This window comes from Pirellulaceae bacterium (assembly GCA_019636385.1).
Classification (GTDB): Bacteria; Planctomycetota; Planctomycetia; order Pirellulales; family Pirellulaceae; genus Aureliella.
Map to the genome: position 1 here is coordinate 90917 of JAHBXT010000003.1, position 13871 is coordinate 104787.

Here is a 13871-nt window from a genome sequence, read left to right on the forward strand (position 1 = left end):
AAATCCCTGTGAATTCGAGTCGAACCAATGTCGCCGTGTTAGGGGCTTCGGGCAGCATTGGCGCGGCGGCTCTGGACGTGATTAGACAGTTGGGCCAGCCATGGCGGTTGGCGGCGCTGTCGGTACACCGGCAGGTCGAGCAACTCCCGAGTTTGGCCAGCGAGTTTGGCTGTTCGCTGGTGGTGGCGTCCGATGCGCGGCAGGCGCATCGACTGTCCAACTTGCAATTTTCACCTCAAACACGGGTCGTCGTGGGTCGGCAGGGGTTGATCGAGGCGGCCACTAGCAGTGACATCGACACTGTGTTGGCGGCTGTGGTCGGGGTGGCCGGAATGGAGAGCGCCCTGGCGGCCGCTCACGCCGGCAAACGGCTGGCGTTGGCTAACAAAGAAGCCTTGGTGGTGGCCGGAGGTCTGCTGACGCGAGCCATTGCCGACAGTGGCGGACAGCTGATCCCGGTCGACAGCGAACACAGTGCCATTTTCCAGGCCCTACGCAGCGGAACCAACCAAGAGGTGGCTCGTATCATACTGACCGCCAGTGGTGGCCCGTTTCGCTGTTGGACCAAGTCGCAAATTCAAAACGCAACGGTTGACGACGCGCTGGAGCATCCGACGTGGCGCATGGGTCGTAAAATTACAATCGACTCGGCTACAATGATGAACAAAGCGTTGGAGATCATTGAAGCCCGCTGGCTGTTCGGCCTGAGTGCACCCAAAATCGCCGTGGTTATCCATCCTCAGTCGATCGTGCATTCGATGGTAGAATTTGTCGACGGATCGGTAGTGGCCCAACTGAGCCCGCCGGACATGCGTTTGCCAATACAATATGCCTTGACTTATCCACAGCGTTGCCCAGGCCCAAGCTGCAAGATGGATTGGTCTAAGTCACAGGAATTGCAGTGGGAACCGGTAGACTTGGAACGTTTTCCGGCGGTCCAACTGGGCTGGGAAGTAGCCGAGCGCGGCGGAACGTGTGGTGCTGTGCTGAACGCGGCTAACGAAGCTGCCGTAGAAATGTTTTTGGCGGGTCAAATCCGTTTCACCGATATCGTTACCGCCAGCCGACAAGTCCTGCAACATCATCAATTTGAATCTGATCCAACACTTGAACAACTCGTGCGCCTGGATGACTGGGCGCGACAGGAGATTCGCCGGTGGGTAACCTTGAGTTCCTCGATATAGCGCTCAATTCGCACAGCAACTTGATGCTGCTGGCTGATTCGCCAGACTTTGCCTGGCTAGGTAAGTTGAGTCAGTGGGCGAAGGTCGCGCTTGGCTTGGGTTTTGTGATATTCATTCACGAATTGGGGCACTTTTTGGCCGCCAAGACATTCGGCGTGCGTTGCGATAAGTTCTATGTGGGCTTTGACGTTCCCATCAAGATCGGTCCCATTCGCTTGCCCAGGACGCTCGGTAAATTCCAATGGGGCGAGACCGAGTATGGCATCGGCATCATCCCTTTGGGTGGCTACGTCAAAATGCTGGGCCAGGATGACGACCCACGGAACGCGCAGACGGAAGCCGATCGAGCGCGAGCTGGCTCGGGCGAAGACGCCCCCTTGGACCCACGCAGCTACCCCGCCAAGCCAGTCTGGCAACGCATGATCATCATATCGGCTGGAGTTGTCATGAATTTGATTTCTGCAGTCTTCTTGGCTGCTGCCGCTTACTTTTACGGAGTGCCCTATCCGCCATCGATCGTGGGCAGCGTAAATGCCGGAGGACCAGCCTGGCTGGCGGGATTAGAACCTGGCGATCAAGTTCTGCGAGTTGGGGCTGAGGGCGAAGATGATTACAACCTCCGATTTGCCGATTTAACTACGGGCGTTGTGATTCACGGCTTCAGAGCTAAGGGCCAGCCGTTGCCATTGCACGTCGACCGGCAGGGCAAGAGCCTCACGCTGAATCCCATACCCAGCCCGCGCTACGATCCGAAGGGGCGAGCCCATCTTTTGGGTTTTACCAGCGAACAATCCACGGAACTTGCGCCTGGTGCCATCGACCCGCTTTCGCCGCTCAAATCGCAGAATCTGGATCTGCAGGCCAAGGATCGTGTCGTCGCCGTTGACGGACAACCGTTGCCCGTCGATAGTCGCCTAGGAACGATACGCGCCGCTGAATTCCGCCGACATCTGCAAGCTCGTTGGAATCAGCCGGTGAAACTAACGCTCCTGCGCCCAGCCGACGCGACAACGAGTTCCGCCGAGCAGACGATTGAGGTTGAACTGCCCGCGTTGGCCAAAAACTCACTTGGAATAGGATTCGCCATCGGGCCAGTCACCACCATTCAGGCCGACTCCCTAGGCAAGCAAGCCGGCTTTGAAGTAGGCGACTTAATCGTATCCATCGACGGCACGCCAGTAGTCGATGCGCTGGCAGTTCCAGAATTATTCGCGTCCAAGGCCGGGAACCAAGTCACCCTTACTGTTCAACGGGGTTCAGCCGAGCAAGCGCAACAGTTAGATCTCACAGTCCAGGCTCCGGCCAAAGCTACCTTTGACAATGTCAGCTTGAATGGCTCTGGCGAATTGTCGCTGGGTGGGATCGGCGTAGCCTTCGACGTGAAATCAACGGTTTCTGCTGTCACCGGCGGGGCGGCCACCGATGGCCAGGTACAAGTTGGCGACAAACTAACGGCTTTTCGCTGGCAGGCGTCAGACGAGCAGAGCGTGGAGGCCAAGAAGGCATTCAATTTAGATTTGCTCGTCGAAGATCGCGAGATTAACGCGTATAACAATGTGGCCTCGTTGATGGAGCTGATTCAGAGGCTACCAGTAAATAGCAAATTCGTATGCCAATTCGACCGCAGCGGATCGACCGTTGAAGCGACCCTGATCAGTCATCCATCGACGGAACTCTATCGAACGGACGAGCGCGATTTGATGTTCGTAGCGCTCAAGCAGGTTCATCGCACCGATCAGATTTCGACCGCGTTGAGTCTCGGGTTGTGGGAGACCAAACGGCGGCTGACGGAGGTACTTGGGTTCCTGCGGTTATTGGTCACCGGTCAGATCGGAGTCGGAGGACTGGCCGGGCCGGTGCGCTTGGTTGATTTTGCGGCTCAGGAAGCCAGTCACGGCACTTCGCGGTTGTTGATTTTCTTAACGCTACTGAGTGCAAACCTGGCTATTCTCAATTTTCTGCCAATTCCCGCATTGGACGGCGGACACATGATGTTCTTGACCTGCGAAGCCATTCGAGGCAAGCCTGTCAACGAGGAACTGCAAGTCCGCTTGACCATGGCTGGCGTCCTCAGCCTGCTGGCTTTGATGGCCTTCGTTATTTTGAAGGATATCTATTCCTATATCTGATAGCAACTATTTGGCGATGCGCACCCGAGAGCCTAACCAACAGGCACGATGATTTCGTGCCTGTTCCGATGCAGGTCTCGGCGATCGATGTCTAACGTGGTCGTCGCCCATAGTTCCCTCAGGCTAGACGGCAATTCGTCGAGTATAAAGATACCACTCCAGCAGCAATATGATCAGCCCAGCGGCCAATAGCCAGCGCCAGTATTCGGCGCGGACGACGGTGGCGGCGGCCGTGCGCGTTTCTACTTCTTGCAAGCCGATGCGAATGTCGGCCGCCGGCTGAATATTGCTTTCCGTATCACTAAACAGGTTGACGCTGAACATCTGCAAAGTTCGCTCGGGAGCGGTCGACTGAACGCGGTAGATGCCCAGAGTGTCGGTGTTGGAGTACGCAATCTGTGCAGAGCTATTGCGGCCGATCGGCGTCTGCTTGCCGCTTGGATCTTCGATTGTTAACTGATCAAAGCGACTGGACAAATGCATCACGGCCTGCTGTCCAGGACGAAATGATTTGGCTCCGGCCGACGAAGCTGCTCCACCCAAGTAATCCAAACAGTTCAAGACAAAAATTGGAAAACTACGGCGATTGACCCAATTGGTATTGTTCTGTTGCAACTTCAGTCCCACCACCGCATCTTGAAATGCGTCGCGGGGAGCTACCGCCATCAAGACGCCGTCATCGCTCCGAGCCAGCTCGGCTGCACCGACCGGCAATTGGAAGCTGATGCCCTCGGCAATGAGCAGTGCACTTAAGTCTACGTACTGTAACAATGGATGCCCACGATTGACGTCGATCACGAATATCGGACCTTGGGGTTCCGATGCTTTCCAGTCAGAGCCCGGTGGACACGTTCCCAGGAACAACGTATTGGCTTCGGGCATTGTCGTCGGTGCACAGTTGTCGTAGATAAACAAGTCAACGTTACCCGACGCCGATAAACGCTGCATCTCCTCGTTGTCCAATTCATCCGGGCGAATCTCGCGAACATGGGCGGCCGCCATGGCCAACGGCGTAGCCAAGGCAGCCCGTAGCGCTGTGTTGCCGTTGGAAACAAGAACCACCTCCAATTGCCGGGCCGGTGTTAGAGCTGCGTACGCCACGTTGTCCACTGCCAAGTGGTCGTCGGCCTGCAATCGCAATTCAAGTTGTCCTGCCTGCAAGTCGGCTATTTCAAAACTGAGGCCCTGCGCCTGCCCGCCGTCAAGCTGCACCTGTTCTGCGTCGATCAGTTGTCCGTCCAGTAGAAGTTCAGCATCGGCCCGCATGGGCTGGCTTCCAAAATTCTGGAGGCGCGCGTACGCTTCAACCTGCCCCGGCTTTTCTTCGTTGCGCTGGCAGGTGAAGGCGAGAATGGCGATGTTCTGGGGCTGCACACTACCAATCGGAATGTACTCGGCGGTCAGATTCCCCAAGTCGATCGGGGGTGTTGCAAATCCACCATCGCTCAGCAGATAAACGTGGGCCGGTACCGCCTCGGCGACCTGAATATCATTGACGTCTTGAATCTGACTGGTGCGACCCGGATTAGCCAAGCCGGAGGCTGTTCGCAGCGCCTCTATCAAATCGGTCGTCCGCGATGTGGGCCCAATCGACTGGATGGCAGCTTTCAAGCGTCGCTTGTCCGATGAATAGCCTTGCCGGACGTCAGCCCGATCGCTAAACGCAATCACCATGGCCACATCGCTGCGATCCATACCATCCACCATCTGCATAGCGCGCTCTTTGGCAGCTTCCAGCCGGGTCATGCCAGCCACATCGGTAGCCTGCATGCTGGCAGAATTGTCGATCAAGAAGATTGACCGTTGCGCAATCGTCTGCTCGTCGCGGATACCTGGCCGCAGGCAGGCCAAGGCGACGATCCCCAATACCAATAGCTGCAGCCATAGTAGCAGATTTTGGCGCAATCGTTGCCAAATGCTGTTGACGTGTAGATCCTCAATCGTGCGTCGCCAGAGATAGGTACTTGGCACTTGCACCGGCGTTCGTCGCAGTTTGAGCAAGTACAGCATGACGACCAGCGGTGGAATGACGGCCATGACCAACCATTGCCAGCCGCTCAACATGTTCATCCAGCTCATAGCGACCTCGCTCGACGTTGCCAAATGTTAATCGCCTGCTGTACAGTCGCTGCCGAAAACAACGCCAGTTAGCGAACCAAACCACGCTCACGCAAATACTGGCCGACCAGCACAGTGGCCCCCTGATCACTGCGAGCCAACAGATAGGTAATACCACGTCGCGCGCAGAATTGTCGCGCCTGGCCAGTAAATGCAGCCAAGGTCTGCTGGTAACGCTTGAGCAGCGCCGTAGAAACAGAGATCTCCGTTTCGTCCGCATCCTCGCAATCCACCAGCTTGAGATCCCCCGTCAATTCAGGCTGGATTTCTTCTGGCGACAAGAGATGCAGCAGATACACGTCCATTTGTTGGCTCACCAACAATCGCAACGCCGATTCGTAGCCGCCCTTGTCCATCAGATCAGTCAGCAGAATGACGATTCCACGTCCTGTGTTCCTTAAGCAAAACTGTTTGACTGCTTGCGTTAATGAAACCGTATACCGAGGTGCCACCGACTGTACAAAGTCGAGCATGCGATATAGTTGGCTACGGCCTCTCAGCACCGGACTAGCAGTGCTTGTCGGGCCTAAAAATTCGATCTTGACGCGATCGCCTCGACACAATCCAACAAACGCCAGGGCCGCCGCAATCTGTTTGGCGGCAAAAAATTTTGTCGGAGTGCCGAAATCCATGGACGGACTGGCATCCACCAAAAAATAGACATGCAAATCCTCCTCTTCCTGAAACAGTTTCAGAAACAGCCTGTCCATGCGCGCGTACAGGTTCCAATCGACGAATCGCAGGTCGTCCCCCGGCGTGTAATTGCGAAAGTCGGCAAACTCGACGCTCTGTCCCTTTCGGCGACTGCGGCGCTCGCCTTTCAATCGTCCGCGAAACACCTTGCGGCTAACCAATTCCATGCGTTCCAGCTTGGCCATCAAGCTCGGAGGCAGCAGCTCAGCAGTCATAGTTGGTTCAATCATTGGCCACTCGAGTCTTACGTTGCACTTCAATCATTGGGTCACAGATTATCTGCAATAGGTGTCGCTGTCATGCCTATGCCATTGAAGTTCAACCAACCACGACTCTACCTCGGTTGGATTGCCATGGATCAGCCAACGCTGGATGGTCATCGAGTATCCACTACAACATTCGACAGATTCAGTGCCGTAATCCCGCGTATGCGGGAGAAGAATTGCCCGTAGTCCAAGTTGCTGGCTGTGGTGTGGGTTGCTGCACGCAAATTATACTTTAGCAGCTCGATGTAGGGTACTTGGCTTGAAACCTTGCAGGTAGGGTTTTCCGGGGTTGCTGCACAGCCTATCCTACTTACATTCTGGCATCCTGCTGACTTGATTTGTTCTGCGCCCGGAATGTTGCCCGCCATGTCTGACATTAATCGCTTCAAGAACCTCCTCCGCGCTCTGTTTAGGCTGCCAAAGATGATTCGTAGCGTTATTTCGACCATAATCCTGTGCAGTAGCGCTCAGCTAGTTCAGGCTATTGAACTAGCCACAACAAAACAAGCTGGTGCGATTCGCGTGGCTACGTTCAACGTTTCGCTCAATCGATCTAAAGCGGGTAAGTTGGCTGAAGACTTACAAGCCAACGATCAACAAGCGTGGAAAATCGCGACCATAATTCGCGCGATAAATCCGGATATTTTGCTGCTTAACGAACTGGATTTCTCGACTGAAACAAACAATGCCCAACTGTTCCACGATTTGTATTTAGCTCGGCCCGACGCCGACTTACTGGGTAGTGGTCCGGTTGAATTACCCTACCGGTTCTCCGCACCAGTGAACACGGGCCTGCCTAGTGGACTGGATTTGAACAACAATGGTCGCGTGGGAGATCCCGAGGATGCCTGGGGATTTGGGAACTTTCCAGGACAGTTCGGAATGGCAGTCTTGAGCCGATATGAAATCGACGAGAACTGCACACGGACATTTCAGAAACTGCTTTGGTCGGAGTTGCCTGGCGCGTTGCAACCTGTTTGGCCAGAGACTGGCGACAAGTATTACACCGAAGAGACGTGGCGAAGACTGCGGTTGTCCAGCAAGAGTCTGTGGGACGTAGTGATTCGGACTCCGGCGGGTGAAGTGCACCTGCTGGCCAGCCATCCCACGCCGCCCGTATTTGATGGTCCTGAAGATCACAACGGCTGTCGCAATCACGACGAAATTCGGCTGTTGTCGCTGTACATCACCGACCAGCCCAAGTCGTCGGCTGTGAGCGCTGGCAAGCCGTTTTGGATTGATGACCAAGGGCGCCCCGGTGCACTGCCACCCGATGCGCTGTTCGTCGTTGTTGGCGACTTGAACAGTGATCCGATCGATGGTGATAGTCGCCACTCTGCCATAGGTGAACTATTGGATTGCCCCAGAATCGCCGCCCAACCAATTCCGCAGAGCGCTGGGGCTGTTGCCGCGGCCAAGGAACAGGGAAAGAAGAATCTGGAACAGCAATCCAACCCGGCCTACGACACGGGGGACTTCAATGATCGATCGGTAGGGAATTTACGCATCGACTATGTACTACCCAGCACCGGCCTGCGAATCGTTGACAGCGGCGTCGTCTGGCCAGTGCTGTCAGGCTTAGACGCGGATGTGGCAGGGAAATGGAAATCTCTTTTGGAAGCGTCCGATCATCATATGGTGTGGGTAGATTTGATGCCGGCTACGCGTCAGAACGAACCGAACTAGCAATCATTTCCAAAAAACATACTCGTACCACTGCGATGGCCTGCGAAGATGGCTAAGTGTTTGATAAGTCTTGGGGCCAACATTGGCGACGCGCGCAGCAGCGTGTTGTCGGCGGTTGACCTGCTACGACAGGGGCTGGCCCAAGGTGATCAACTGACTCTCAGCCCGCTTTATCACACTCCGCCGGTAGGCGGACCAGACGGTCAGGCTTCGTTTGTAAATGCGGTCGCGGCGATACAGACGCAGCATGACGTGGAGAAAATGTGGCAGCTCATTCGCCGGATCGAACTAAGACTCGGGCGACAACGCATCCAGCGGTGGGAGGCTCGGCGCATCGACTTGGATATCCTGCTATACGACGATCTACGCATTTGGACTGAGCAGCTTAAAGTCCCTCACCCGCGCATGTGTATGCGCAGGTTTATACTGCGACCAGCAGCTGATGTCGCCGAGCAATGGCTGGATCCAGTTTCCGGGCTAACTATTGGAACTCTGGCCGCCAACCTGGCGGATGGTGATGGCGCTTTACTGTTGGTCGCGCCTGCAGATCAAGCACACTCGCAGGCCGGTCGCGATGCGCTGCGTCAGTTACAGGACGGTGTGAGCCGAGCAAGTGGTACTCGCTGGCTGGATCGTGAACCGTTACTAGACGTCGACCATATTCGGGATGCCTTTCAGTCAGCTACTGCTCAGCATCTTCCCGCCAGCGATCGAGGGCGAATCGCCTGTTGGCTGCCGATGGATCAATTCCAGTTGCTCGTTGAAGCATCCCCGCTTGAGTTGGTATTGCCCACAAAGCTGATTGTTTTCTGGCAACCTTTCTTGAGCGAATCGTCGCCGCCACAGAGCACCGCTTGGGAACAACTGCACCGCAAGTTGGCAATTCAGTTGCGGTTGTGCCCAGAGTCCGAAGGGTTAGGGCACTGGCGCTTTCAGGGCGCGCGCTATTTGCTAGCGACTTCTGATGTACACTGGGCGCAGCACGAACTGTGCGCTGCATTGGAGGCCATGGATTGTACGATTTGGCCGCTTGAGTCCGCAGATTGACCGGAACTGGTGTAAACCCAGAGGGGCTTCCCGACAGCAAAGCATGTCTACTTGATTGAACCAAAAGACTGTTGGAACAGTCGCAAGCTTTCTAAAGCCTCAAGCGCAGCTTGCTCAGCATCGCGGGCTTGCTGCTCCAATTGCAGACTGCTGGCTTGGGCAGCATTAAGTTTTTCCGTGGCTCCCGAATGTGCGGCCGCAGCCTCGTCCAAGCGCTTTTGAACGACCGCTAATTGATCTCGCAGAGCATTCAGGTCATTGGTCATTTTATCGACGGTCGTCGCTTCCGCGATTTGCTGCTGCTGAGCCGCAATTAACTGTTCAGACAGCGATTTGGCCTGGGTCGCCATTTGCTCGGACAGCGCAACCAACTCTGCCGCGCGCTGCTCGACGGCCGCCTGATCGGCCTGTGCTTTGTCGAGCGCCGTTTGGGCGGCAGCGCGGCGTGCATGAATTTCTGATAGCTTCTGAGCAGCTTCAGCAGCAGCCTGATTGAACTGTTGCCATTGACCATCCGCTTCTGACGCTGCCTGTTGAGACAATTGCAATTGCACGGTCAGTGACTGAACCGACTGACCAGCGGTTGCCAGCTTGGCTGCAGTACTTTCGCGTTGCTGTTTGGCGACAGCCAGCTCCTGCTCAAGCGCCGCAATTTTTTGGTCGTACCCTGCTAATGAGTCTTTGAGAGTTTGCTCCTGAGCGGTGGCCGATGCTAACTCGACTTGCTGTGACTGAGCAGCAGTTTGGCGTTCCGCCAACAATTTGGCAGACTCTGCGGCCAACTTTGCGGCCGACTCCGAGGTTTCACTAGCCGCCAGCAACTCTTGCTGTAGCTGTTCGAGCATCTGCCGGGCCTGAGCCAAACGCGACTGGATCGATGGCGGATTGGCAGCGACAAACTGCACGGCAGCCGGGTCATCACAGCGCCACACTTGGACATGACCATGCATGTCGCCGCCCGCCACATGGGTACCACTACCTAATAACGCAACTCGTAAGGCGGACTCTTGCAGACCTAGAAATTCTTTTTGTAACTCGCCATTGCCATTCCACAACTTGATCTTAGCATCCTTGCCGGCGGTGGCTAACATGCCATCTTGCGAGAAATGCAGATTGTTAACGCCACCATCATGCGCTCCCCACGATTTGACCTCTTTGCTCTCCAGCATGTCCCACAATTTGACCGCACCATCTAGGCTGCTCGATGCCAGGACATTGGAATCGCTACGAAAGTCCATCCCAGTAATCGCAGCCTTGTGTCCTATAAGATCCGCGTACAGGTTTCCTGAATCCGCCTCCCAAACCACCACTCCGTTGCTACGGTCACCTGAAGCCAACAGCACGCCATCTGGACTGAATCGCAGCGCATAAATCCAATCGGTATGCTTCTTCAATTCCAACAGCTTATCCCCAGTTGCGGAATCAAACACACGAATGATCTTCTGCGGTCCGGCCAATGCGATACGTCGCTTGTTGGGCGATATATCAGCGGCCAGCACGATATCCAGTTCATCGCCAACCTTGGCAATGCGTTGTCCGGTTGCTACGTCAACTAAAACGGCACAACCGCTGTGACCATGCCTGCCGCCACCAATCAGCAACTGACGACCGTCACGCGTAAACACAAGAGATTGCGGCTCGCCTTCCGGAAACGGAATGACTCCTAACAGTTCAGCAGTTTCGGCATGATACAATATGACTTGCTCCTGCCCACCTACCGCAAACAATGGTGCCCAAGGGCTGGCTCCTAGGCAGGCTATGGCAGCACTGCGTCTGGTCTCCAGCACGACCTGCGTGAGCAGTCGTTCCGGCATCGGCGGTGGACCATCGGGTTTGCCCGTCGAAGTGGCGCCAAGCATAGTCGTGACCGACGAACTGGCCCGTTTGATCTTGCTGCCAGCGTTTTCCGGCATGCCTTGTTCGATCCAGGTCTTGATGAGTTGCAGTTTTTCCGGTGCTATCGAGGGCTCATCGGGCGGCATAAAGGGTTGCTGTTGATGCGTGATAAGCGCGTACAAACGGGAGCCATCAACGTTGCCAGAGTTGACAATGTTGCCTCCTGAGCCTCCGGCAAGTGTGTCACCGTAGCTGTCTAATGCCAGCCCGCTCGACTTATCCGATTGACTGTGGCAGACTGTGCAGTGCTCACGAAAGATCGGCTTGATGTGCTCGTCAAAAGTGATCTTCTGCTCCTGTTCCTCAGCAGAGACACGTCCGCACGACGCTAGCAGCAGGCACAGAAGCAAGAGGCGATGAAAATTTGCTAACATACAACTGGCTCTAATGATTAAACATGAATTCGCGACTGTTTAGCACGGCCCAAAATGCATCTTCCAACCCTATTTCTACTGAACCGCTGTCAGCAACCATCTTGGTCAGAGTATTCAGTTCCGGTTCGTCAGGCAGTCGCGACAGACAACGTAAATAAATCTTGCCGATCACATCAGGAACCGTCAGACCTTGATCTATCCAAGTCTTGATCAGTTGGCCTTGCTGAATCTTATTTTGACTGGCGCTGCCGTTGAGCAGATGTAAGGCTTGAGAAAGTGATGGATCGGTACTAGCTTCACATTGACAAACCGTTGTTCGCGGCGAACGTCCAAAGGTGGACAGGAAATAGTCGCTAGTGGAACCGTCGGCAATCTGTACGGCCCGCGCACCCAGCGGCAGACCGGGGAATTTATCTTTGGTAGCGGTAGCTTGTGAAACGCAATCCAACAAATTCTCTGCCGGAATCCGACGTACAGTGGCGTAGGCGTAGTTGCGAGTGTCATGCTGATTGGCAGGACTGGTTTGAGTGGTTCGCTGGTATGCCTGACTATTGCAGATATCTCGCACTAATTGCTTGAGGTCAAACTTGTACTCGACCAACCGCTTACCAAGTTCAGCAAACAGTTCTGGGTTACTGGGGGGGTTGCTGACGCGAATGTCGTCCACGGGCTCAACTAAGCCTACACCCATAAAATGCGCCCACACGCGATTAGCAATGCTGGTTGCGAAATAAGGATTGTCGGGGCTAGCAAGCCACTCGCCCAACACGGCGCGCCGATCGCGGCCGGCAATATCAGCAACGCCTCCGCCCAGGAAAGTCGGTGGCACGGGTGTGCCCGTCACAGGATGATTGACTTCGCCCCCGGCGTTATTAAAGACGATTGTTTCGCGATAGTCTTCACCGGTCTTGCGACCAATCTGTGAGAAAAACGACGTGAAGCCGTAGTAATCATTCATTGTCCAGCGGTCAAAAGGATGATTGTGGCACTGTGCACACTGAGTCCGGATGCCCATGAAGACTTGAGCTACATTCTCTGAAACTTTGAGAGTGTCACGTTCGACCTGGTAGTAATTGGTTTCCGGTTGGTTAAACACTCCGCCACTAGCTGACAGCAGCTCGCGCACGATCTTATCGATTGGCTGCCCGCTGGCAATTTGGTTCGTCAGCCAACTCGAATACAGAAAGGCCGCTTTGTAGCTAACATTATTGTCGCTCTTGACCATTAACAACTGCGCCCATTTCATGGCCCATATTTCACTGAACTCCTTGCGTTCCAGTAGACGATCAATCAGTGCGGCTCGTTTGTCAGCTGCAGCCTCCTGCATGAATTGTGCGAACTCATCCTCGGTCGGCAGCAGCCCAGAAATGTCGATTGTTACACGCCGTAGGAACTCTTGATCCGTACAGCTACCGCTGGGCGGCACCCGTAGCTTTTGCAATTTATCGGCGACCAATTGATCGATATAATTGCCGGTTGCAGGCGGAGCTTGGTAATCCAAGTCGGCTGGCAGAGTGATTACTTGAGTCCCCACAGTATGCGTGTCGTAGCGCGCCATGACAAACGCTTCGCCGCGTACTCCGGCCGTGATCGAACCGACATCCGTCACTGCCGCACACAGATCGTTATTGGTAGAGAAAGCTGCAAGTGAACTGACATCGCGCGTCGTGCCATCGCTGAAATGGGCGACGGCGACCAACCGCTGTTGCACTGCGTCACCTTGCAATACCGCCTGGCTAGGGAATAGCTCCAACTTGGTACAGACCGGCGGCGCTGTTTCGTCCAGTGGTGCCTCGCGCTGCAGCCACGTAAGCAGCGTTTCGGCATACACGCTGCCAGGCTCCATGCGTTTCCCACCGCCGTGTGGAATAGCCCCCGTCGCCTTTTGATACATGAGACTCTGATCAGGGCGGGCCAGATTAATGCGCCGCGTAGGAATCTCGCGAGTAATTCGAAAGTGGTCACCGATCGGATCAAAGCCAAATAATGACAATCGAAAACCGTCTTTGCCTCGTGCCGCTCCATGACACGAGCCGGTATTGCAGCCGGAACGCGTCAACGTTGGCATGACATCCAAGTGAAAGCTGATGGCGCGTGGCTGGGCTGCCGCCGTAACGTTAACGTCGACACCGGCTTGCAGGTTTTGCCATTGGGCCACCAAGCGTGTCGCGCCATCGGCCAGCGGCTTCAGTCGAAATCCTTTCAGTTCCACGAGCGCCGCATCACCCACCGTCCACTGAGCTTGGTCGGTCACATCTTGAGTGATGCCATCGGACCGCTGGGCCACAGCGATTACATGCTGGAAATCAGCCGCCGTGTGCAGATTGACACTTGGCGGATAGACCGTCAGCGATACCCATTCGGCAGCTGGCAGTCTTTGAATCGGCCACAACCCAAATCCCAGCACTAACCACAGATAGATTCGACCGACCATATCCTTGATACCTAAACTTGTCAGATTTATTGCGAAGGGTTGGA

General features: G+C 55.1%; 8 protein-coding genes. 4 read left to right on the top strand and 4 right to left on the bottom strand.

The window, feature by feature from the left end; genetic code table 11:
- Positions 1–8 precede the first annotated feature (8 nt).
- Entirely contained in the window at positions 9–1184 is a 1176-nt protein-coding gene (gene dxr / locus KF752_11120) for a 1-deoxy-D-xylulose-5-phosphate reductoisomerase (GenBank protein ID MBX3422093.1), read from the top strand.
- Complete coding sequence (locus KF752_11125; GenBank protein MBX3422094.1) at positions 1157–3313, top strand: site-2 protease family protein; 2157 nt, start codon at positions 1157–1159, stop codon at positions 3311–3313. Before dxr ends, KF752_11125 begins: the two co-directional genes overlap by 28 nt.
- 123 nt (positions 3314–3436) lie before the next feature.
- Here KF752_11125 and KF752_11130 read toward each other — a convergent pair whose 3' ends face one another.
- Both KF752_11130 and KF752_11135 read right to left on the bottom strand, forming a co-directional pair.
- Positions 3437–5392, bottom strand: coding sequence for a BatA and WFA domain-containing protein (locus tag KF752_11130; protein MBX3422095.1), 1956 nt, complete (start codon positions 5390–5392; stop codon positions 3437–3439).
- A 68-nt stretch (positions 5393–5460) separates the two neighbouring features.
- Positions 5461–6291 (bottom strand): DUF58 domain-containing protein, encoded by an 831-nt coding sequence (locus tag KF752_11135; GenBank protein MBX3422096.1) that lies wholly within the window; start codon positions 6289–6291, stop codon positions 5461–5463.
- A gap of 522 nt (positions 6292–6813) precedes the next feature.
- On the opposite strand from KF752_11135, the gene KF752_11140 reads away from it, so the two are divergent.
- A complete protein-coding gene (locus KF752_11140) occupies positions 6814–8076 on the top strand; it encodes an endonuclease/exonuclease/phosphatase family protein (GenBank protein ID MBX3422097.1) in 1263 nt (420 codons plus the stop codon).
- A gap of 48 nt (positions 8077–8124) precedes the next feature.
- Positions 8125–9123, top strand: coding sequence for a 2-amino-4-hydroxy-6-hydroxymethyldihydropteridine diphosphokinase (gene folK / locus KF752_11145; GenBank protein MBX3422098.1), 999 nt, complete (start codon positions 8125–8127; stop codon positions 9121–9123).
- Positions 9124–9170: 47 nt separating this feature from the next.
- Here folK and KF752_11150 read toward each other — a convergent pair whose 3' ends face one another.
- Together KF752_11150 and KF752_11155 are read right to left on the bottom strand one after the other, a co-directional pair.
- Positions 9171–11393: a hypothetical protein gene (locus KF752_11150; GenBank protein ID MBX3422099.1), complete on the bottom strand. Its 2223-nt coding sequence runs from the start codon at positions 11391–11393 to the stop codon at positions 9171–9173.
- A gap of 10 nt (positions 11394–11403) precedes the next feature.
- On the bottom strand, positions 11404–13827 hold the full coding sequence (locus tag KF752_11155; GenBank protein MBX3422100.1) for a DUF1549 domain-containing protein: 2424 nt from the start codon (positions 13825–13827) through the stop codon (positions 11404–11406).
- Between the last annotated feature and the right edge of the window lie 44 nt (positions 13828–13871).